Source organism: Streptomyces sp. NPDC101181 (genome assembly GCF_044767975.1).
Lineage (GTDB): Bacteria > Actinomycetota > Actinomycetes > Streptomycetales > Streptomycetaceae > Streptomyces.
The window spans coordinates 261,790-283,640 of the sequence record NZ_JBIWOX010000007.1 but is presented as its reverse complement, the minus strand read 5'-3'; the positions used below and the strand labels follow the sequence as shown (position 1 = coordinate 283,640).

The window sequence follows — 21,851 nt, the reverse complement described above, 5'->3', positions numbered from 1 at the left end:
CCGTCCTTCCGTACCGCGCTGGCGCACTGTGGGTGGCTGACTATCAGGCTGACAAGGATCGGCCCCGCCTGCGGACAGACGGGGCCGACAGGACAAGGGTCCGGTCAGGCCGGGAGAACGACGACGAACCGCTGCGGCTCCTCGCCCTCCGACTCGCTCCGGAGCCCGGCCGCGGCGATCGCGTCGTGCACGACCTTGCGCTCGAACGGTGTCATCGGATCCAGCTTGACCGGCTTGCCCGAGCTCCTGACCTCGTCCGCGGCCTTGGCACCCAGTTCGGCGAGAACCTCGCGCTTCTTGGCCCGGAAGCCGCCGATGTCCAGCATCAGACGGCTGCGGTCGCCGGTCTCCCGGTGCACGGCCAGCCGCGTCAGCTCCTGGAGAGCCTCCAGGACCTCCCCGTCACGGCCGACGAGCTTCTGGAGATCACGCGCCGAGTCGCTGATGATCGACACCGCGGCCCGGTCCGCCTCGACGTCCATGTCGATGTCGCCGTCGAGGTCGGCGATGTCGAGCAGTCCTTCGAGGTAGTCGGCCGCGATCTCGCCCTCCTGCTCCAGGCGCGTCAGGGTGTCGCTGCCCTCAGCGGCGGCCGTGGAGGTGGTGCCTTCCGTCACGGATGGACTCCTTCTTACTTCTTGGACGGGTGCTTGGGCCGCTGCGGACCCTTGCGCTGTCCGGACTTGGCTTGGCGGGAGGAACCGGAGGCGGGCTTGCCCGGAGACTTCGGCTTGTCGTCCTTGGACGCGTCCTGCTTCTGGAGCGAGGTCGTGGAGCCCGCGGGCGCGCTCTCGGTGTCCTTGGCCGCGCCCGCGGAGCCTGCCGGGCCCGTCGTCTGACGCTTGGCCTTGGTCTGGCGCTTGGGCTGCTGACGCTTGTGCGCGGTGCCATCGGCCTCGACCGCGGCGGTCTCGCTCTTCAGCACGGTGCCGTCCTCCTGGGCCGCGAGACCCAGCTTGGCCAGACCGGTGATGAACTTGCGCTCGATGTCGTTGCGGTCGGAGCCCTTGATGACGATGGCCTTGACCATCCTGCGCCGGGTCCGTCCGCGGACCTGCCCGTGGGTGGTGACGCTCTTGAGCACCCGCTGGAGGTAGGCGTCCTGCGCCTTGCTGCCCGGGGTCGGGTTCTGGTTGATCACGTACATCTGCTGACCCATGGTCCAGACGTTGGTGGTCAGCCAGTAGACGAGGACACCGACGGGGAAGTTGATGCCCATCACGGCGAAGATGACCGGGAAGATGTACATCAGCATCTTCTGCTGCTGCATGTACGGGGTCTTGACCGTCAGGTCGACGTTCTTCGTCATCAGCTGGCGCTGGGTGAAGAACTGCGACGCGGACATCAGCACGATCATCAGCGCGGTGACGACGCGGACGTCGGTCAGGGAGGCGTTGAGCGAGGCGACCTTGTCGGCACTGTCCATGAACTTGGCGGCCAGCGGGGCACCGAAGATGTGCGCCTCACGCGCGCTGTCGAGCAGCTGCTGGTCGATCGCGCCGATCTTCTTGCCCGAGGCGATGGACGACAGCACGTGGTACAGGGCGAAGAAGAACGGGGACTGCGCCAGGATGGGAAGACACGAGGAGAGCGGGTTGGTGCCCGTCTCCTTGTACAGCTTCATCATCTCTTCGGACTGACGCTGTTTGTCGTTCTTGTAGCGCTCCTGGATCGCCTTCATCTTCGGCTGGAGCACCTGCATGTTGCGGGTCGACTTGATCTGCTTCACGAAGAGCGGGATCAAGCAGATCCGGATCAGGACCACCAGGGAAACGATCGACAGGCCCCAGGCCCACCCGGAGTCATCGCCGAACAGCGCTCCGTAGATCTTGTGGAACTGGACGATGATCCACGAGACAGGCGTGGTGATAAAGCTGAACAGACTGGCAATCGTGTCCACTAATCAGGCTCCTTGAGCATTGGGCGAGGTCTCTGCGGCCGGGCTCGGAGGTTCGGAGACCGACCCCCCGGGCTTCACATCAGCGGCGGACTCCCCGCCCTTGTCGCCGCGCAGGGCGTTACGCAACAGCTCGTGCCACCGCGGGCGCTTGCGCGGCGGGACGTGGTCCACACCGCCGGGCGACCACGGATTGCACCGCAGGATGCGCCAGGCGGTCAGCGCTGTCCCCTTGATGGCACCGTGCCTGTCGATCGACGTATATCCATAGTGGGAACACGACGGGTAATAGCGGCAGACAGGCCCGAGGAGTGGACTGATCGTCCACTGGTACAGCTTGATCAGCGCAAGCAGCGGGTACTTCATCGCGCGCCCCCTCCCAGCAGCCGCTGAAGCGCGGCATCCAGGTCTCGGGCCAGCTGTGCGTGGTCGGCGTCGCCCGAACCGGGCAGCGCCCGTACGACAACAAGGCTACCGGGGGGCAGCTGTGCCAGCCGGTCGCGGACCAGGTGGCGAAGCCTCCGCTTCACCGCCGTCCGTACGACCGCGCCTCCCACCGCCTTACTGACAACGAAACCCGCACGTGGTGGGGGAACAGTCTCCCCCGTCACGTGCGGGTCCGGTTCACCGCTGCGTAGATGGACGACGAGCAGGGGACGTCCGGCTCGACGTCCTCGTCGTACCGCGGTCGCGAAGTCCTCGCGCCGCCTCAGCCGATTCTCGGTAGGCAGCACGGCATGGACCTGTAAGCGATCAGGCGGACAGGCTGCTGCGGCCCTTGCCGCGGCGGTTCGCGAGAATCGCACGGCCGGCACGGGTACGCATGCGCAGACGGAAGCCGTGGGTCTTGGCGCGACGACGGTTGTTCGGCTGGAAGGTGCGCTTGCTCACTCGGGGGCTCCAGAAATGATTCGTGTCTTGGCGGGACATCGCCTGGCTGTCACCGTGCGCCCACGAGGAACTCGCGTAAACGCCTTAGTGCACCGCTTCACAATCACAGATCGTGATCTTTGCCCATCGGAGGCAGGCGGCAGCAGCCATCGACAACTCGACCTGGTCACGGTACGCGCGGCTACGCCATCCGGTCAAACCAGCTCCGCGCGACCCCCCATTGTGCACAGCCTGTGGACAACAACTTGAACCGTGCGGGTCGCCCTGACTACCGTGGCTGAACTCCGGTTCTTTTCCTTCCCGACTGCCGGGCCTCACCCGACCCGACCCATCCCGTCCCGAGAACCACACATTCGTGGGACATGCGAGAGAGCGTGCCTTGTGGCTGACGTACCTGCCGATCTTGCCGCAGTGTGGCCGCGAGTGCTGGAACAACTCCTCGGGGACGGCCAACAGGGCATCGAGCCGAAGGACAAGCAGTGGATCGAGCGCTGCCAGCCACTGGCCCTCGTCGCCGACACCGCGCTCCTGGCCGTCCCCAACGAATGGGGCAAGCGCGTCCTGGAGGGCCGGCTCGCGCCGCTGATCAGCGAGACGCTGACCCGCGAGTGCGGCCGCCCCATCCGGATCGCGATCACCGTCGACGACTCCGCCGGCGAACCGCCCGGCCCGCCGGCCCCTTCGCGGCACCAGCCGCACGCCCCGCACCAGGGTCAGCAGGGGCACCGCTACCCGGGCCAGCCGCACGAGGACCCCCCGCACAACGACGCCTACGACGGGTACGGCCACCGCCCCGCCGACGACGGTCTGCCGACGGCCCGCCCGGCCTACCCCGACTACCAGCAGCAGCGCCCCGAGCCCGGCGCCTGGCCGCGCACCCAGGAGGACCTCTCCTGGCAGCAGCCGCGGCACGCCGGCTACCAGGACCGCGAGCAGCCCCCGGCCGAGTCCTACCGCGAGGCGGAGGCGTATCAGGAGGGGCCGTCCGCGTACCAGGAAGGCCGCGGCTACCAGGACAGCAAGCCCTACCGCGAGAGCGAGCCGTACCGCGACCAGTCCGCGGAGTCCTACCGGGAGCAGCCCGCCGAGCCGTGGCGTGAGCCGTACGGCACCGGGCGCCCCCCGCAGCCGGAGCGCGACTACCGCTCACAGCCGCCCGAGCACCAGGGGTACGAGCCCTCGCGCCCCGACCGGCAGGACCAGCAGCAGCCGCAGCACCGCCAGGGCGGACCGGGAGGCGGCCCCGGCAGGACCGGCGGCGCGGCCCCCGGCCCGATGGGCGCCCAGCCCGCCCCCGCGCCGGGTCCTGGCGAGCCGCACGCCCGGCTGAACCCGAAGTACCTCTTCGACACCTTCGTCATCGGCGCCTCCAACCGGTTCGCGCACGCCGCGGCCGTCGCCGTCGCCGAGGCGCCCGCTAAGGCGTACAACCCCCTCTTCATCTACGGGGAGTCGGGACTCGGCAAGACGCACCTGCTGCACGCCATCGGGCACTACGCGCGCAGCCTCTACCCGGGGACCCGGGTGCGATACGTGAGCTCGGAGGAGTTCACCAACGAGTTCATCAACTCGATCCGCGACGGCAAGGGCGACACCTTCCGCAAGCGCTACCGCGACGTGGACATCCTGCTGGTCGACGACATCCAGTTCCTGGCGAGCAAGGAGTCGACGCAGGAGGAGTTCTTCCACACCTTCAACACCCTGCACAACGCGAACAAGCAGATCGTTCTCTCCTCCGACCGGCCGCCCAAGCAGCTGGTGACGCTGGAGGACCGGCTGCGCAACCGCTTCGAGTGGGGTCTGACCACCGACGTCCAGCCGCCCGAGCTGGAGACCCGGATCGCGATCCTGCGTAAGAAGGCGGTGCAGGAGCAGCTCAACGCCCCGCCGGAGGTCCTGGAGTTCATCGCCTCCCGGATCTCGCGCAACATCCGTGAGCTGGAGGGCGCCCTGATCCGGGTGACCGCCTTCGCCTCCCTCAACCGGCAGCCGGTGGACCTCGGGCTGACCGAGATCGTCCTCAAGGACCTGATCCCGGGCGGCGAGGAGTCGGCCCCGGAGATCACCGCCCCGGCGATCATGGCGTCGACCGCCGACTACTTCGGTCTCACGGTCGACGACCTCTGCGGATCCTCGCGCAGCCGCGTCCTGGTGACGGCGCGCCAGATCGCCATGTACCTCTGCCGGGAGCTCACCGACCTCTCGCTGCCGAAGATCGGCGCGCAGTTCGGCGGCCGCGACCACACGACGGTGATGCACGCGGACCGCAAGATCCGGGCGCTGATGGCGGAGCGGCGCTCCATCTACAACCAGGTGACCGAGCTGACCAACCGCATCAAGAACGGCTGAGTCCCGGGGCATTCAAGGGCCAGGGCATTCGGGGTCCGCGGCCGCCGGGGCTCAGGGCCTCCGAAACTCCGGGCCGCTGGGGATCAGGGCCTCCGGGTCTCGGGCGGCCTGGGGCCTCCACGCGTCCAGGGCCCAGGCCGGGGCTCTCCAGCCCCGCTCTCACCCCGCCCGCTCCTCCTCGCCCCTTCTCCCGCGCCACTCCCCCCGCGAGCTTGTCCTGGCGCGCTTCTGCGGCGTCTGTCGCGGACCTCCACGGTCCCCGGCAGGCGCCTTTTCGCGCTTCCCGGACCTCCGCGCGGGCTCCCCGAAGACCGTGACGAGCGCCCGTCCGAGGCCGTTCTGTTCGAATACGACCTGCTCAGAGGCCCTTCTCCACAGATGTGCCAGGAATCTTCCGTCCACAGCCTGGGGACCCGGAAGTTGTCCATACTGCGTCCACAGGGTGTCCTGCCGATACTTCATCAGGGCAGGTCATGCGGTTGGGGATTTGTGGCCAACCGTGATCCACAACCTGTGGACAAGATCTTCTTCCACAGGGGCCGGTCGAAGTTGTCCACCGGCCGCCCACAGGCTGGGGGCTGTTGTCCCCAATATGGACCGGCTTCTCCACACCCCTGTCCACTGTTCGGCAACACGACACCCGCTCTCACCGCCCGGAGTGAAAGGCGTCACACCAAGAGGCGGGATTGGGCTGTGGGGAACAGGGGTAAAGCTGGGGACGGCTCTGGGGAGAAGTGGCCCTCCCCTGTGTATCGGGTGTGCAGAACTTTCCCCCGTCCACAGAAAGCCCGGGTTGTCCACGGGCGCCACCCACAGGACCGGTGGACAAAAAACCGTCGTTGACCTGCGCAAACGACGTTATCCACGGTATCCACAAGGCCTACTACTACTACCACCCAGAGTTAGCCAGGAATCCGCTTCGAAGTGGGGCCTGTGTACAACTCGACCGTCGACCGCCGCGAAGCTCTTGGCCCGACTTGACCCCGAGCAGCAACGACTGTCGGTGCCGTACGTCAGACTGGACCCCGGAGTCATCGCCTGCCCTTCGGCAGCGGGCTCCGACCAGACGACGAAGGCCAGCAGGGCGAGCGAGCGACAGCAGGAGGCGGTTCCGGTGAAGATCCGGGTGGAGCGCGATGTACTCGCGGAGGCGGTGGCCTGGGTGGCCCGCAGCCTCCCGGCCCGTCCGCCGGCGCCCGTTCTCGCGGGTCTTCTGCTGAAGGCCGAGGACGGAGCACTCTCTTTCTCCAGCTTCGACTACGAGGTCTCGGCGAAGGTCTCCGTGGACGCGGAGGTCGACGAGGACGGCACGGTGCTCGTCTCCGGCCGCCTGCTCGCGGACATCTGCCGCGCCCTGCCCAACCGCCCGGTGGAGATCTCCACCGACGGGGTGCGCGCCACCGTGGTCTGTGGCTCCTCGCGGTTCACCCTCCACACCCTGCCGGTGGAGGAGTACCCGGCGCTGCCGCAGATGCCGACGGCCACGGGCACCGTCCCCGGTGAGGTCTTCGCCTCGGCCGCCGCCCAGGTCGCCATCGCCGCGGGCCGGGACGACACGCTGCCGGTGCTGACCGGTGTGCGCATCGAGATCGAGGGCGACACCGTCACCCTCGCCTCCACCGACCGCTACCGCTTCGCGGTCCGCGAGTTCCTCTGGAAGCCGGAGAATCCGGACGCCTCGGCGGTGGCCCTGGTGCCCGCCAAGACGCTCCTGGACACGGCCAAGGCGCTCACCAGCGGCGACACGGTCACCCTGGCGCTCTCCGGCTCCGGTGCGGGTGAGGGCCTGATCGGGTTCGAGGGCGCCGGCCGCCGCACCACCACGCGGCTGCTGGAGGGCGACCTGCCGAAGTACCGCACGCTGTTCCCCACCGAGTTCAACTCGGTCGCGGTGATCGAGACCGCCCCCTTCGTGGAGGCCGTCAAGCGGGTGGCCCTGGTCGCCGAGCGCAACACTCCCGTACGGCTCAGCTTCGAGCAGGGCGTCCTCATCCTGGAGGCCGGTTCCAGCGACGACGCACAGGCTGTGGAGAGGGTCGACGCGGTGCTGGAGGGCGACGACATCTCGATCGCCTTCAACCCGACGTTCCTCCTGGACGGTCTGAGCGCGATCGACTCCCCGGTCGCCCAGCTCTCCTTCACCACGTCCACCAAGCCCGCCCTGCTCAGCGGCCGCCCGGCCGTGGACGCCGAGGCGGACGACGCGTACAAGTACCTGATCATGCCGGTGCGGCTCTCCGGCTGACGCCCGACTGCCACCGGCCGGTCCACGGACGGTTCTCCGGCGGGCCCGCTCAGCGCGGAGCGGGCCCGCCGTGCTGTCCGCGGGGGTGTTCCGGGGCGGGCGTAGGCTCGGACCCCGGGGGCCGGGCACACCACCCGCCCCCTGGGCAACAGCCCCTGACGCTTATCGCCACGACGCTTAAGGAATCTCTGATGGAGCTCGGTCTCGTCGGCCTCGGCAAGATGGGCGGCAACATGCGCGAGCGCATCCGCCGCGCAGGCCACACCGTCATCGGTTACGACCGCAATCCGGACGTCGCCGATGTCCACAGTCTCGAAGAGCTGGTGGGGAAGCTGAAGGGCCCGCGGGTCGTGTGGGTCATGGTCCCGGCCGGTGCCGCGACCCAGTCCACGATCGACGAGCTGGCCGAGCTTCTCTCGCCCGGCGACGTCGTCGTCGACGGCGGGAACTCCCGCTGGACCGACGACGAGAAGCACGCGGTCGAGCTGGGCATCAAGGGCATCGGCTTCGTCGACTGCGGCGTCTCCGGCGGTGTCTGGGGCCTGAAGAACGGCTACGCCCTGATGTACGGCGGCGACGCCGAGAACGTCGCCAAGGTCCAGCCGGTCTTCGACGCGCTGAAGCCCGAGGGCGACTTCGGTTCGGTGCACGCGGGCAAGGTCGGCGCCGGGCACTTCGCGAAGATGGTCCACAACGGCATCGAGTACGCCATGATGCAGGCCTACGCCGAGGGCTGGGAGCTGCTGGAGAAGGTCGAGTCCGTCACCGACGTGCGCGAGGTCTTCCGCTCCTGGCAGGAGGGCACGGTCATCCGCTCCTGGCTGCTCGACCTCGCGGTCAACGCGCTGGACGACGACGAGCACCTGGACAAGCTCCGGGGCTTCGCCGCCGACTCGGGCGAGGGCCGCTGGACGGTGGAGGCCGCCATCGACAACGCGGTGCCGCTGCCCGCGATCACCGCGTCCCTGTTCGCGCGGTTCGCCTCGCGCCAGGACGACTCGCCGCAGATGAAGATGATCGCCGCGCTGCGCAACCAGTTCGGCGGCCACGCGGTCGAGTCCAAGTCCGAGAACTGACCGGCACGCCGGCCGCGCGCCGGCGCCACCACCATCTGCGAAGCACGTCGGGGAGAGGTCGGCACCATGCACGTCACGCACCTCTCCCTGGCCGACTTCCGCTCGTACGCCCGGGTCGAGGTCCCTCTCGACCCGGGCGTCACCGCGTTCGTGGGGCCCAACGGGCAGGGCAAGACGAACCTCGTCGAGGCCGTCGGCTATCTCGCCGCCCTCGGCAGCCACCGGGTCTCCTCGGACGCCCCGCTGGTGCGGATGGGCGCCGAGCGGGCCGTGATCCGGGCGGCCGTCACCCAGGGCGAGCGCTCGCAGCTGATCGAGCTGGAGCTGAACCCGGGCCGGGCGAACCGCGCGCGTATCAACCGGTCCTCGCAGGTCAGACCGCGTGACGTGCTGGGGATCGTCCGCACGGTGCTGTTCGCGCCGGAGGATCTGGCCCTGGTCAAGGGCGATCCCGGGGAGCGGCGGCGGTTCCTGGACGAGCTGGTCACCGCGCGTTCGCCGCGGATGGCCGGGGTCCGCTCGGACTACGAGCGGGTGCTCAAGCAGCGCAACACGCTCCTGAAGTCCGCGGCGATGGCCCGTCGCCACGGCGGCCGTTCGATGGACCTGTCCACGCTCGACGTGTGGGACCAGCACCTGGGCCGGGTCGGCGCCGAGCTGCTGGCCCAGCGGCTCGACCTGATCGCCACGCTCCAGCCGCTGGCCGACAAGGCGTACGGGGACGTCGCGCCGGGCGGTGGGCCGGTGGCGCTGGAGTACCGCAGTTCGGTGGGCGAGGACGTGGGGCCCGAGCGGAGCCGCGAGGAGCTGTACGAGCAGGTGATCGCCGCGCTCGCCGGGGTGCGCAAGCAGGAGATCGAGCGCGGGGTGACGCTGGTGGGCCCGCACCGCGACGACCTGCTGCTGGGGCTGCGCGGGATGCCCGCGAAGGGGTACGCGAGCCACGGGGAGTCCTGGAGCTACGCGCTGGCGCTGCGGCTGGCCTCGTACGAGCTGCTGCGTACCGAGGGGAACGAGCCGGTGCTGGTGCTGGACGACGTCTTCGCCGAGCTGGACGCCCGCCGCCGGGAGCGGCTGGCGGAGCTGGTGGCGCCGGGCGAGCAGGTGCTGGTGACGGCCGCGGTCGCCGAGGACGTGCCGGGGGCGCTGGCGGGCGCGCGGTACGCGGTGTCCGCGGGCGAGGTGGAGCGGGTATGAGCGGTCTCGGTGAGGCCGGGCCGCCGGGCTCCGGCGCCGATCGGGGGCGTACGGCCGGGCCCGGCGGGGGCGGGGCCCCGGGAGGCGACGCGGCCGCGGCGGGCCTCGGAGGGGCGAAGGCGGCCGAGCCGAGCGGTGTCGATCTGGCCCGGGTCGCGTTGCGCGCGGCGAAGGAGCAGGCGAAGGCGCGGGGGGCGGCGGCTCAGCAGCGCAAGCAGGCGAGGCGGGGCGGGGGGCTGCGGTCGGGGGCCCGTTCGGACGGGCGGGATCCGCAGCCGCTGGGCTCCGCGATCAACCGGCTGATCACCGAGCGGGGCTGGGAGACCCCGGCGGCGGTGGGCGGCGTGATGGGGCGGTGGCCGCAGATCGTCGGGGAGGACCTGGCGAAGCACTGCGTTCCGCTGCGGTACGACGAGGCGCCCGAGGCCCGGGTGCTGACCGTGAGCTGCGACTCCACGGCGTGGGCGACGCAGCTGCGGCTGCTGGCCCCGCAGCTGGTGGCCCGGCTCAACGCGGACCTGGGACAGGGCACCGTACGGATGATCAAAGTGGTCGGGCCGGGGGGTCCGGAGCGCCGGTACGGGCCGCTGCGGGCGCCCGGCAGCAGGGGGCCCGGCGACACCTACGGGTGACGCTCCTTCGGCCGGCTCCCGGCCGCGCGGGGCGCGAGTCCCCGGCCGTCGCTGGTCCTTGCCTGGTATCCGACCGTTCTGAGCTGCGCTTTTGGCGTAAAATTGTCGTGTACTGGGCGAGCGTTGCGCGGTGATCGTCCTGGTTCGCCCCGGGAGAAACCGGGCGGTACGTCCGAAGCGTCCCTCACCGTAGCCGGAGGTTGACAGGCCGAAGCGCTCCATGCCGGTCAGGGCCTCTTGGAGCCCCTTCCCGAATATGGGGAGTCGTCAGCCGCTCATTCAGGGCGGCACATGCGGACTCAGGTGCCCGCAAACCCCCATTCATGTCGGCGCTACCGGTAGACTGGTGGGTAATCCCGCCGCTGAGGCGGGAGTCGTCGATACAAGCCGAACGACGCAGCCGCTCCCGCCTGTCCGGAGGACGGCCTGTGCTGTGCCAGAAAGGGCGCTTCGTGGCCGATTCCGGCAACCCCAACGAGAACATTCCGTCCACGGCCGGTGAGCCGGGCGAGGTCTCCGCCGCCTCGTACGACGCCAGTGCGATCACCGTGCTGGAAGGGCTGGACGCGGTCCGCAAGCGACCTGGCATGTACATCGGCTCGACCGGTGAGCGCGGCCTGCACCACCTCGTGCAGGAGGTCGTCGACAACTCGGTCGACGAGGCGATGGCGGGTCACGCGGACACCATCGACGTCACGATCCTCCCCGACGGCGGGGTGCGCGTGATCGACAACGGCCGTGGCATCCCGGTCGACATCGTGCCGTCCGAGGGCAAGCCCGCCGTCGAGGTGGTCCTCACCGTGCTGCACGCGGGCGGCAAGTTCGGCGGCGGCGGCTACGCCGTCTCCGGTGGTCTGCACGGCGTCGGCGTCTCCGTCGTCAACGCCCTGTCCACCCGGGTCTCCGTCGAGGTCAAGCGCGACGGCCATCGCTGGACCCAGGACTACAAGCTCGGCGTCCCGACCGCCCCGCTGGCCCAGCACGAGGCCACCGACGAGTCCGGTACGACGGTCACCTTCTGGGCCGACGGGGACATCTTCGAGACCACCGAGTACAGCTTCGAGACCCTCTCGCGCCGCTTCCAGGAGATGGCGTTCCTCAACAAGGGCCTCACCCTGAAGCTGACCGACGAGCGCGAGTCGGCGAAGGCGACGGCGGGCGCGGACAGCGCGGACGCCACCGAGGTGCCCGAGGAGGAGACGGCCCGTTCGGTCACGTACCACTACGAGAACGGCATCGTCGACTTCGTCACGTACCTCAACTCCCGCAAGGGCGACGTCATCCACCGGTCGGTGATCGACATCGAGGCCGAGGACAAGGACCGGCTGCTGTCGGCCGAGATCGCCATGCAGTGGAACACGCAGTACACCGAGGGGGTCTACTCCTTCGCCAACGCGATCCACACGCACGAGGGCGGTACCCACGAGGAGGGTTTCCGCGCCGCGCTGACCTCCCTGGTCAACCGGTACGCCCGGGACAAGAAGCTGCTGCGCGACAAGGACGACAACCTCACCGGCGAGGACGTCCGCGAGGGCCTGACCGCGATCATCTCGGTGAAGCTGGGCGAGCCGCAGTTCGAGGGCCAGACGAAGACCAAGCTCGGCAACACCGAGGCCAAGACCTTCGTGCAGAAGGTCGTCCACGAGCAGCTGACGGACTGGTTCGACCGGAACCCCAACGAGGCCGCCGACATCATCCGCAAGGGCATCGCCGCCTCGACCGCCCGTGTCGCGGCGCGCAAGGCGCGCGACCTGACGCGGCGCAAGGGGCTGCTGGAGAGCGCGTCGCTGCCGGGCAAGCTCAGCGACTGCCAGTCGAACGACCCCACCAAGTGCGAGATCTTCATCGTCGAGGGTGACTCCGCCGGCGGCTCGGCGAAGTCCGGCCGCAACCCGATGTACCAGGCGATCCTGCCCATCCGCGGCAAGATCCTGAACGTCGAGAAGGCCCGGGTCGACAAGATCCTCCAGAACACCGAGGTCCAGGCGCTCATCTCGGCGTTCGGTACCGGGGTGCACGAGGACTTCGACATCGAGAAGCTCCGCTATCACAAGATCATCCTGATGGCGGACGCCGATGTCGACGGCCAGCACATCAACACCCTGCTGCTGACCTTCCTCTTCCGCTTCATGCGGCCGCTGGTGGAGGCCGGGCACGTCTACCTCTCGCGCCCGCCGCTCTACAAGATCAAGTGGGGCCGGGACGACTTCGAGTACGCGTACTCCGACCGCGAGCGCGACGCCCTGGTCGAGCTCGGCAAGCAGAACGGCAAGCGGATCAAGGAAGACTCGATCCAGCGCTTCAAGGGCCTCGGCGAGATGAACGCCGAGGAGCTGCGCGTCACCACCATGGACGTCGACCACCGGGTCCTGGGCCAGGTCACGCTGGACGACGCGGCGCAGGCCGACGACCTCTTCTCGGTGCTCATGGGTGAGGACGTCGAGGCACGGCGCTCGTTCATCCAGCGCAACGCCAAGGACGTCCGCTTCCTCGACATCTGAGTCGGCCGCACCAGCACGCCGCAGCTCGAAAGGACTTTGACCAGCAATGGCCGACGAGAACACCCCTGTGACGCCCGAACCCGCGACGCCCGAGGAAGACACCGTCCCCGGCGTCGGCATGCGTGTCGAGCCCGTCGGGCTCGAGACGGAGATGCAGCGCTCCTACCTCGACTACGCGATGTCCGTGATCGTCTCGCGTGCGCTGCCCGACGTACGGGACGGCCTCAAGCCCGTGCACCGCCGGGTGCTGTACGCGATGTACGACGGCGGGTACCGCCCCGAGAAGGGCTTCTACAAGTGCGCCCGCGTCGTCGGTGACGTCATGGGTACGTACCACCCGCACGGCGACTCCTCCATCTACGACGCCCTGGTGCGCCTCGCGCAGCCCTGGTCGCTGCGGATGCCGCTGGTGGACTCCAACGGCAACTTCGGTTCCCCGGGCAACGACCCGGCCGCCGCCATGCGGTACACCGAGTGCAAGATGATGCCGCTGTCCATGGAGATGGTCCGGGACATCGACGAGGAGACCGTCGACTTCCAGGACAACTACGACGGCCGCAACCAGGAGCCGACGGTCCTCCCGGCGCGCTTCCCGAACCTGCTGGTCAACGGCTCCGCGGGGATCGCGGTCGGCATGGCGACCAACATCCCGCCGCACAACCTGCGCGAGGTCGCCGCCGGTGCCCAGTGGTATCTGGAGCACCCCGAGGCCTCGCACGAGGAGCTCCAGGACGCGCTGATCGAGCGCATCAAGGGCCCCGACTTCCCCACCGGCGCGCTGGTCGTTGGCCGCAAGGGCATCGAGGAGGCGTACCGCACCGGGCGCGGCTCCATCACGATGCGGGCGGTCGTCGCGGTCGAGGAGATTCAGGGCCGCCAGTGCCTGGTCGTCACCGAGCTGCCGTTCCAGACCAACCCCGACAACCTCGCGCAGAAGATCGCCGACCTGGTCAAGGACGGCAAGGTCGGCGGGATCGCGGACGTCCGCGACGAGACCTCCTCGCGTACGGGCCAGCGCCTGGTCGTCGTGCTCAAGCGGGACGCGGTCGCCAAGGTCGTCCTGAACAACCTGTACAAGCACACCGACCTCCAGACGAACTTCGGCGCCAACATGCTGGCGCTGGTCGACGGGGTGCCGCGCACGCTGTCCATCGACGCGTTCATCCGCCACTGGGTGACGCACCAGATCGAGGTCATCGTCCGGCGGACCAGGTTCCGGCTGCGCAAGGCCGAGGAGCGCGCGCACATCCTGCGCGGCCTGCTCAAGGCGCTGGACGCCATCGACGAGGTCATCGCGCTGATCCGCCGCTCCAACACGGTGGAGATCGCGCGCGAGGGCCTGATGGGCCTGCTGGAGATCGACGAGCTCCAGGCGAACGCGATCCTGGAGATGCAGCTGCGCCGACTGGCCGCACTGGAGCGCCAGAAGATCACCGCCGAGCACGACGAACTCCAGGCGAAGATCAACGAGTACAACGAGATCCTGGCCTCGCCCGCCAAGCAGCGCCAGATCGTCAGCGAGGAGCTGGCGGCGATCGTCGAGAAGTTCGGCGACGACCGGCGCTCCAAGCTGGTGCCCTTCGAGGGCGACATGTCCATCGAGGACCTGATCGCCGAGGAGGACATCGTCGTCACGATCTCCCGCAGCGGCTACGTGAAGCGCACGAAGACGGACGACTACCGCTCGCAGAAGCGCGGCGGCAAGGGCGTGCGCGGGACGAAGCTCAGGGAAGACGACATCGTCGACCACTTCTTCGTCTCCACCACCCACCACTGGCTGCTGTTCTTCACCAACAAGGGCCGGGTCTACCGGGCCAAGGCCTACGAGCTGCCCGACGCGGGGCGGGACGCGCGCGGCCAGCACGTCGCCAACCTGCTCGCCTTCCAGCCGGACGAGAAGATCGCCCAGATCCTCGCGATCCGCGACTACGAGGCCGTGCCGTACCTGATCCTGGCGACGAAGGGCGGTCTGGTGAAGAAGACCGCGCTCAAGGACTACGACTCGCCCCGCTCCGGCGGCGTCATCGCGATCAACCTCCGGGAGACCCCGGACGGCCGCGACGACGAGCTGATCGGCGCCGAACTGGTGTCGGCCGACGACGACCTGCTGCTCATCAGCAAGAAGGCCCAGTCGATCCGGTTCACCGCGACGGACGACGCGCTGCGCCCGATGGGCCGCGCCACTTCGGGTGTGAAGGGGATGAGTTTCCGCGAGGGCGACGAACTCCTCTCGATGAATGTCGTCCGGCCCGGTACGTTCGTCTTCACCGCTACCGACGGCGGGTACGCCAAGCGCACCCCCGTCGACGAGTACCGCGTCCAGGGCCGCGGCGGCCTCGGCATCAAGGCCGCCAAGATCGTGGAGGACCGCGGTTCGCTCGTCGGTGCGCTGGTGGTCGAGGAGAGCGACGAGATCCTCGCCATCACACTCGGCGGTGGTGTGATTCGTACGCGAGTCAATGAAGTCAGGGAGACGGGCCGTGACACCATGGGCGTCCAACTGATCAATCTGGGCAAGCGTGACGCCGTCGTGGGCATCGCGCGCAATGCCGAGGCCGGTCGTGAGGCGGAAGAGGTCGACGGGACCGCTGACGCCGAGGACACGGCCGAGGCCCACGCCGCGGGCGTGGCAGAGGGCACTGTCGAGGGCACGGCGCCTTCGACCGGGGAGCACGAGGAGTAGAGCGTGAGTGGAGCCACGGGCGCCGGTTCGGCCGCTTCCGGAGCTGGATCGAACGGTGCCCGTGGCCCTGCCACGGACTCCCAAGGGGGCACGGTGACGGACACACGAGGGCCTCAGCCCCAGTACGAGGGTTACGCGACCGGGCCGCTGCCCGGCGAGCGTGAGCCGGCGGGGCCGTCGGGGCCCTACCACCCGCCGCAGGCGTACCAGGCGCCCGGCGACGGCTCCGACGGCGGCCGGCAGCGCCCCGGACCGGGCGGCGGCACCCTGGGCGGCCAGCAGGCGACGCGCAAGCCGCGCACGGGCGCCCGGACCACGCCGCGGACCCGCAAGGCCCGGCTGCGGGTGGCCAAGGCCGACCCGTGGTCGGTGATGAAGGTCAGCTTCCTGCTGTCGATCGCGCTGGGCATCTGCACGGTGGTGGCGGCGGCGGTGCTGTGGATGGTGATGGACGCGATGGGCGTCTTCTCCACCGTGGGCGGCACGATCAGCGAGGCCACCGGCTCGAACGAGAGCAACGGCTTCGACCTCCAGTCGTTCCTGTCGCTGCCCCGGGTGCTCATCTTCACCTCGGTCATCGCCGTGATCGACGTGGTCCTCGCCACCGCCCTGGCCACGCTGGGCGCCTTCATCTACAACCTGTCGGCGGGCTTCGTGGGCGGCGTCGAGCTGACGCTGGCCGAGGACGAGTAAGCCGTCAGGTATCGATTTTGGGACTGGCCCCGACGTGCGCTAATCTTCTGAAGTCAGCGCGGAGCAGCACAAGCGCGGCGGGGCTATAGCTCAGTTGGTTAGAGCGCATCCCTGATAAGGATGAGGCCACAGGTTCAAATCCTGTTAGCCCCACAGCGGCATAACGCCAGATCAGAAGGCCGGTAGATCTCCAGGATCTACCGGCCTTCTGCATGTACTGCTCTTGGTATCCCACTACTAGCCCGTGACTTCCTGGTGCGCTCGCCGAAGGAGACGTACCGGAGGGGGCGTGGCGGAGAGTCCTCGGACGCACGGGCACGCGTCTCCCCGGACATAACGAGAGGCACCCGGCCGGTGCGCGCGAGCACGCGTCTCCTCGGGCACACGAGAAGCCCCCCGGCCGGTGCGCGCGAGCACGCGTCTCCCCGGGCACACGAGAAGGCCCCCGGCCGGTGTGAACCGGACCAGGGGCCCCGGAGTGCGGAGGTGCGGGGATCAGGGGGGTGGCGCCGGGGAGTCGCCTTCCGGGGCGGTGGGGTGGGAGCCGTCCTGGCCGGTCGTGCGGGCGGCGTCAGCGGTGTCGAGCGGCAGGTGGCGGGTGGCCGGGGAGGAGCCGTGGGCCTCGGCCCGGATGCGCTGCTTCATCGTGGGCGGCAGGGCCCGGTCACGCGGAAGGGTCCATCGCACCGGGGGAGCCGCCGGGGTTGCCGCCGTCGCGCTCGTGTGTTCGTGGCTCGTGGCGCTCGGCTGCGTGGCGGCGTTCGCGACGGGCGCCGTGGCGGTGGCGAGGCCCAGCGACGCCAGGAGGGCGAAGAAGGCGGTGATGAAGGCGGTCCAGATGTTCTTGGGCTGGAAGGTGCTCATGGCCCCTCGCTTTCGGACGGTCCGGTTGCTGACTCCTCCGATGATGTGGATCCGGGGGCCGAATCCGGGGAGCGACGCCCGCGCTGCGCCGATCTTCGGATTAACACCACTCGTATGGTGCAACTGGAGTGGACAGCCCCTCGCGGGTGGTCGGGGAGGGGTGCCGAGGGGGTGTCCGGGAGGCCGCGGCCGGGCTGCTTTTGGGTTCCGGGGAGGTCACCGATCGGTATCGGCCGGTGTGTATAGTCGGCGGCAGAAGGCCCCCATTCCAAGGAAAGACGAGGTCGCGCGGTGAAGAAGCTTCTCCTGGTCGCACTGGCCGCCATCGGCGGGCTCCTCGTGTACCGCCAGATCCAGGCGGATCGCGCCGAGCAGGATCTGTGGACGGAGGCGACCGACTCCGTGCCCGCCGGTCCGGGTGTGTGAGACGGCACAGTCTGTTACGGGCCCCGGTCGCTGAGCGGCCGGGGCTTCGTGCTGTCCGGGGCCGGGGCCGCACCCCGGTGATCCTCCCGGGCGCTGGTGCGGGACCGTGACACCCCGCCCTTGAGTTCGCTCAGGCGAATCGTTAGCTTGCTCAAGCAAACGGGTTGGCCGCCGGGGCGGAGAACGCGGGCAAGAGGGGCAATCCGGCTACGGCCGGAGACAACTGCGGTGTGTGCGGGGCAGGATGGACCGGCATCACGGCCGCCGCCGGGCCGGACCTCCCGGCCGTCGCGGCTGTCACGTCGGGAGAGCTCCTGCCGGTCCCCGGCCATGGAGCGGGGACCGGGCGGTCGAGGGGTACGGGTGGGCGAGGACGACGAGGGGGAGCGCGTGAACAGCCAGCGCAACAGGGGGCGGTTGACCGCCGCGGCACTCGCGGCGATGTGCGCGGTGGCGGTGCTGCCGGGCCAGGCGCACGCGGCCGGTCCGGGGGAGTACGCCTTCGACCCCGACGCGAAGAAGGTGCAGGGGGCGCGGACCAACGTCGAGGCCTCCACGCTGGACGAGGGCGTCCCCTACCGCAGCACGATCAAGCCGGGCGAGAAGCTCTACTACCGGGTCACCCTGGACGACGTCTCCGCCGCCTACGTCTCGGCGGTCGCGGTGCCCGGCGACAGCGGCCCGGCCGCCTACGGCGACGGCCTCACCATCAGCCTGCGGGACCTCGACGACTCCCAGTGCAGCTCGGAGAAGGCGAATTTCGGTTCCGGAGAGTACGCGCGGCCCGTCACCGCGTACGCCTACCGGACGCCCAAGGAGGACAGCACGACCTGCCAGAAGGGCGGGGCGTACGACGTCCTCGTCGAGCGGGAGAGCGAGGAGGGCTCCAGCCCGGCGGCCTGGGACCTGGAGCTGCGCTTCCTCCTGGAGCCGCGGCCGCGGAGCGGGGCGGCCCTGCCGACCGAGGCCCCGTCCAGCTTCCCGTCGGCCACCCCCGCCCCTCCCGCCGGGCAGCCGCGGGAACGCTCCGGCGGCGCGGGCTACTCCGAGGCCACGGGGCTGGAGACCGGCCGGTGGAAGGACTCCGTCGCCCCGGGGCAGACCCGCTTCTACCGGGTGCCGGTGGACTGGGGCCAGCAGGTCTACGCCACCGCCCGGCTCGCCAACAGCACCGACGGAACAACGGAGTTCGTGGGCAACGCGCTCACCCTGTCGCTCGACAACCCGGCCCAGGGCCATGTCACCGAAGCCTCCCTCTCGTACTCCGGCAGGCCGGCGTCCGCGTCGCTGAGGCCGCTGCCGCCGGTGGACCACTCCAACAGGTTCGCCTCCTCGACGCAGGGCGGCGCCATGCGCTTCGCGGGCTGGTACTACCTGTCGGTGAGCCTCAGCCCGAAGCTGGAGAAGACCTACGGCAGCGAGCCGATCCGGCTGGAGCTGGCCGTCGAGGTGAAGAACGACGCCGAGAAGTCCCCGTACGAGGAGGGGGACGCCGGGGTCTTCGGCGTGACCGAGCAGGACAAGGACACCGCCCGCAAGGGCCAGAACCAGCAGCAGGCCGCCAAGAGCGGCACGATGCAGGTGATCGCGGTGGCGGGCATCGGGACGGGCACCGTGCTGGTGCTCGGCCTCGGTGCCTGGACCCTGCTGGCCCGCCGCCGCGGGGCCGCCGGAGCCCCGGCGGCGGCCGGACACCGGGCGCCGCCGCAGGGCTGGTAGCGGCGGCCGCCCCGACGGGCCTCAGACCTGGGTCAGGGCCCAGACGCCGACCGCGAAGCAGATCAGCGCCACCACCAGCACCGGGACCGCCACCTTCGGGGGCGGTCCCGGACGCGTTCCCCGCCCCGGGGTGTGCGGTGCGGCGTGGTGGACCGGGGGGCCCGGCACGTGCGGATCCGGATGCGGCTGCGGCGGCTGGCCCGGGTGGGCGCTCGCCGGCGGGGCGGCCGCCTGGGGCTGTGCGGCGTACGGGTGCGGCTCGGGCCGCTGGTGCGGTTCCTGGGCCGTGTAGGGCCGGGTGACCACGGGGTCGCGCGGGACACCGGAGGTCGGCGCCCGGGAGAGGTCCCGCGCGCCGGGGCCGTACGGGGGGTGCTCGTGCGCCGGGTCGGGGCCGGGCGCCGGGTGCGGGGGCACGGCCGGGGCCTGGGTCGGCGGGGCCAGGTGGAAGCTGCCCGTCTCCGACAGGGAGACGGGAGGCGCGGCGGGCTGCTGCTGCCGGGGGTCGGAGAGCTGCTGCGGGCCGGTCTGCTGTGCCGCGTCCTGCGGCGGCACGGGTGCCGCAGGGCCGGTCACGGAGTCGGCGGCGAGCCCCGACGCGGGCGCCGAGGCCGGTGCGGCCGCGGCCGCTGGTGCGGCCGCAGCCGGTCCGGCCGGGGGCCGGGAGGCCGGGCCGTCGGGGCCGAAGCCCGCCGGCAGGGGGCCGATCTGGTCGAACACCTCCACGGGCTCGTCGTCCGGACCCGCGTCGGGCAGCATCTCGACCGCGGCGGTCAGCGCCTTGCGCGCGCCCGTGGCGGTCCGGAACCGGGCGTGCGGGTCGGGCTGGAGCAGCCCGGCGAGCACCTGCCAGAGCGGTTCGGGAACGCCGTCGGGGGCTCCCGGGGTGCCGTGCGCGGCGAAGTGCTCGACCAGCGCCTGGGAGTCCGGCTTCTGCCCCTGGAGGAGGTAGAGCGCGACCAGGCCGACCGCGAAGAGGTCCGCCGGGAAGTCGGGCTCGGCGCCCATCATCTGCTCGGGAGCGAAGTAACCCGGCGTGCCCACAACGTAGTTGGTCTCGGTCAGCCGGGGCTCCCCCTTGCGCATCGAGATGCCGAAGTCGGAGAGGCGCAGATGCGGGCGGCCCGTTCCGGTCGCCTCCATCAGGATGTTGGCGGGCTTGATGTCCCGGTGGACGACCCCCTCCGCGTGCACCGTGGACAGCCCGGACAGCAGCTGGTCCAGCAGCAGGCAGACGAAGCGCGGCGGCAACGGGCCGTAGTCGCCGATGACATGGGCGAGCGAACCGCCGCCGACCAGGTCCATGGTGAACAGGACCTTGTCGTCGTCGGCGGCCCAGCTGGCCGGGGCCAGCACATGGGGGTGCTCGATGCGCAGCGCCTGCTCGCGGACGAAGCGCAGCAGCGTGTGCGCGTCGCTCTGCTGGAGCACCTTGGCCGCCACGTACCTGCGGCGCCGGTGGTCCCAGGCCCGCCAGACGGCGCCGACCCCACCCCGTCCGATCGGATCGATCAGCTCGTACCTACCGGCGAAGACCTCACCCATTGCGCTGCGCCCGCTCCCCGTCCCTGTTGTCGCCGCGGCCTCTGCCCCGGCCGTTCCCGGCCCCCGGGCTCTGCCCGGTACCGGGGCGCCGCACGGTACGCGTGCCCCGGCTCCGTGGTCGTACGTCGTCGCTCCGTCGCCGTGCCGTCCGCCGGCCGGCTCGCCGTGCCCGGAGCCGTCAGCTCTGGTGCCCCTCGTAGTGCGCGACGGCGTCCGCGGTGCGTCCCGCCCCGTACACCTTGAGGAACTCTGCCAGCTCCGGGTGGGTCGGGGCGAGGGCGTCCGCGGCATCGATGATGTCGCCGGCCGCCGCGACGGACCGCAGCAGGGACTGGATCTCGCGGACCACCCGGCGCACGGTGGGAGCGCCGCCGGTGGTGGCGGTCTGGCCGGTGGAGGTGAGGACCGACCCGCCCTGCGACTTCTTGATCTCCTCCATGCGGTCGGTCGCCTCGCCCGCGCTGACGCTGCCGTCGGCCACCTGACCCGCCAACTCCTGGAGCGCCTGGACGCGTTGGACGACGGCGGGGTTGCCGATCTTGGCCCGCTGGCCGCTCATCAGCTGGGAGAGCATCGGAGCCGACAGCCCGAGAACCGCGGCCAGCCGGGCCTGGTTCAGGCCGAGATCGTCGATGAGCCGACGGAAGAGCGCGCCCAACGGCTCTCCGTACCAGCTGCGTTGAAGCTCTCTGGCTCTTGCCGTCGCCTCTTGCTGCGCTGCGTCCATGGCGTCTCCCCTTCGCTGCGGCTTCGCTGCCGCGAACCTCGTCGTGCATCCTACGGAGAGTGTTCGTTCACCGGGAGCCCTATCTTTTTGGAAGAACCCGGGGGGTACCCGGTACTCTGGTTCCCGTCGGTACCCGGGGCCTTAGCTCAGTTGGTAGAGCGCTGCCTTTGCAAGGCAGATGTCAGGAGTTCGAATCTCCTAGGCTCCACCCCACAAGTGCCCTCTGAACTGCGGAAACGCAGGGCGGGGGGCACTTCGGCGTCGGTGGGCGGCTCACTCCGCGGACCTGTGGGCGGCGGTGCGGAGACGTGGGTGCGCGGGCGCTCGGGGGCGTCCTCCCGCGCCGGGCCGCAGACCGCGATCCCGCCCGCTCCGGTCTCCCGCTCTCTCCCTCCCCGGCGAGGCC

The 21,851-nt window shown here is 70.3% G+C and carries 18 protein-coding genes and 2 tRNA genes; 12 read left to right on the top strand and 8 right to left on the bottom strand.

Going from position 1 to position 21,851, the window contains the following annotated elements; translation table 11 throughout:
• Positions 1 to 104: 104 nt before the first annotated feature.
• From ACIRRU_RS13830 to rpmH, 5 genes are read right to left on the bottom strand one after another with little or no spacing between them, the layout of a single operon-like run.
• The gene (locus tag ACIRRU_RS13830) at positions 105 to 617 is read right to left on the bottom strand and encodes a R3H domain-containing nucleic acid-binding protein (RefSeq protein WP_363204218.1); all 513 of its coding nucleotides are present in this window, start codon (positions 615 to 617) and stop codon (positions 105 to 107) included.
• 14 nt (positions 618 to 631) lie between these two features.
• Positions 632 to 1,900 carry a membrane protein insertase YidC gene (gene yidC, locus ACIRRU_RS13825; protein ID WP_363204219.1) on the bottom strand — a complete coding sequence of 423 codons (1,269 nt, stop codon included), beginning with the start codon at positions 1,898 to 1,900 and terminating at the stop codon, positions 632 to 634.
• Between the two features lie 3 nt (positions 1,901 to 1,903).
• Positions 1,904 to 2,263 (bottom strand): membrane protein insertion efficiency factor YidD, encoded by a 360-nt coding sequence (gene yidD / locus ACIRRU_RS13820; protein ID WP_363204220.1) that lies wholly within the window; start codon positions 2,261 to 2,263, stop codon positions 1,904 to 1,906.
• Positions 2,260 to 2,631 (bottom strand): ribonuclease P protein component, encoded by a 372-nt coding sequence (gene rnpA / locus ACIRRU_RS13815; protein WP_403679583.1) that lies wholly within the window; start codon positions 2,629 to 2,631, stop codon positions 2,260 to 2,262. Before rnpA ends, yidD begins: the two co-directional genes overlap by 4 nt.
• A gap of 19 nt (positions 2,632 to 2,650) precedes the next feature.
• The gene (rpmH, locus tag ACIRRU_RS13810) at positions 2,651 to 2,788 is read right to left on the bottom strand and encodes a 50S ribosomal protein L34 (RefSeq protein WP_003967884.1); all 138 of its coding nucleotides are present in this window, start codon (positions 2,786 to 2,788) and stop codon (positions 2,651 to 2,653) included.
• Between the two features lie 252 nt (positions 2,789 to 3,040).
• Between rpmH and dnaA the strand changes: the two genes are divergently transcribed.
• From dnaA to ACIRRU_RS13765, 9 genes are all read left to right on the top strand, one after another.
• Entirely contained in the window at positions 3,041 to 5,137 is a 2,097-nt protein-coding gene (gene dnaA / locus ACIRRU_RS13805; RefSeq protein ID WP_403679580.1) for a chromosomal replication initiator protein DnaA, read from the top strand.
• 1,114 nt (positions 5,138 to 6,251) lie between these two features.
• Positions 6,252 to 7,382, top strand: coding sequence for a DNA polymerase III subunit beta (gene dnaN, locus ACIRRU_RS13800; protein ID WP_363204286.1), 1,131 nt, complete (start codon positions 6,252 to 6,254; stop codon positions 7,380 to 7,382).
• Positions 7,383 to 7,573: 191 nt separating this feature from the next.
• Positions 7,574 to 8,458: a phosphogluconate dehydrogenase (NAD(+)-dependent, decarboxylating) gene (gene gnd / locus ACIRRU_RS13795; RefSeq protein ID WP_403679578.1), complete on the top strand. Its 885-nt coding sequence runs from the start codon at positions 7,574 to 7,576 to the stop codon at positions 8,456 to 8,458.
• A 66-nt stretch (positions 8,459 to 8,524) separates the two neighbouring features.
• Positions 8,525 to 9,655, top strand: coding sequence for a DNA replication/repair protein RecF (gene recF / locus ACIRRU_RS13790; RefSeq protein ID WP_403679575.1), 1,131 nt, complete (start codon positions 8,525 to 8,527; stop codon positions 9,653 to 9,655).
• On the top strand, positions 9,652 to 10,287 hold the full coding sequence (locus ACIRRU_RS13785) for a DUF721 domain-containing protein (protein WP_403679573.1): 636 nt from the start codon (positions 9,652 to 9,654) through the stop codon (positions 10,285 to 10,287). Before recF ends, ACIRRU_RS13785 begins: the two co-directional genes overlap by 4 nt.
• Before the next feature lie 428 nt (positions 10,288 to 10,715).
• On the top strand, positions 10,716 to 12,788 hold the full coding sequence (gyrB, locus tag ACIRRU_RS13780) for a DNA topoisomerase (ATP-hydrolyzing) subunit B (protein ID WP_363204225.1): 2,073 nt from the start codon (positions 10,716 to 10,718) through the stop codon (positions 12,786 to 12,788).
• Between the two features lie 46 nt (positions 12,789 to 12,834).
• Positions 12,835 to 15,471: a DNA gyrase subunit A gene (gene gyrA, locus ACIRRU_RS13775; protein WP_403679571.1), complete on the top strand. Its 2,637-nt coding sequence runs from the start codon at positions 12,835 to 12,837 to the stop codon at positions 15,469 to 15,471.
• 93 nt (positions 15,472 to 15,564) lie between these two features.
• Complete coding sequence (locus ACIRRU_RS13770) at positions 15,565 to 16,164, top strand: DUF3566 domain-containing protein (RefSeq protein ID WP_403679568.1); 600 nt, start codon at positions 15,565 to 15,567, stop codon at positions 16,162 to 16,164.
• 79 nt (positions 16,165 to 16,243) lie between these two features.
• A tRNA-Ile gene (locus ACIRRU_RS13765) sits at positions 16,244 to 16,317 on the top strand.
• A 342-nt stretch (positions 16,318 to 16,659) separates the two neighbouring features.
• Here ACIRRU_RS13765 and ACIRRU_RS13760 read toward each other — a convergent pair.
• Positions 16,660 to 17,028 carry a DUF6344 domain-containing protein gene (locus ACIRRU_RS13760; protein ID WP_403679567.1) on the bottom strand — a complete coding sequence of 123 codons (369 nt, stop codon included), beginning with the start codon at positions 17,026 to 17,028 and terminating at the stop codon, positions 16,660 to 16,662.
• Between the two features lie 291 nt (positions 17,029 to 17,319).
• Between ACIRRU_RS13760 and ACIRRU_RS13755 the strand changes: the two genes are divergently transcribed.
• Both ACIRRU_RS13755 and ACIRRU_RS13750 read left to right on the top strand, forming a co-directional pair.
• Complete coding sequence (locus ACIRRU_RS13755) at positions 17,320 to 17,454, top strand: DLW-39 family protein (protein ID WP_219818897.1); 135 nt, start codon at positions 17,320 to 17,322, stop codon at positions 17,452 to 17,454.
• 390 nt (positions 17,455 to 17,844) lie between these two features.
• A complete protein-coding gene (locus tag ACIRRU_RS13750; RefSeq protein ID WP_403679646.1) occupies positions 17,845 to 19,173 on the top strand; it encodes a hypothetical protein in 1,329 nt (442 codons plus the stop codon).
• Positions 19,174 to 19,194: 21 nt separating this feature from the next.
• Here ACIRRU_RS13750 and ACIRRU_RS13745 read toward each other — a convergent pair whose 3' ends face one another.
• A complete protein-coding gene (locus tag ACIRRU_RS13745; RefSeq protein ID WP_403679564.1) occupies positions 19,195 to 20,718 on the bottom strand; it encodes a protein kinase in 1,524 nt (507 codons plus the stop codon).
• Positions 20,719 to 20,896: 178 nt separating this feature from the next.
• Entirely contained in the window at positions 20,897 to 21,445 is a 549-nt protein-coding gene (locus ACIRRU_RS13740; protein WP_403679562.1) for a helix-turn-helix domain-containing protein, read from the bottom strand.
• 135 nt (positions 21,446 to 21,580) lie between these two features.
• Here ACIRRU_RS13740 and ACIRRU_RS13735 point away from each other — a divergent pair.
• A tRNA-Ala gene (locus tag ACIRRU_RS13735) sits at positions 21,581 to 21,653 on the top strand.
• Positions 21,654 to 21,851: the final 198 nt, after the last annotated feature.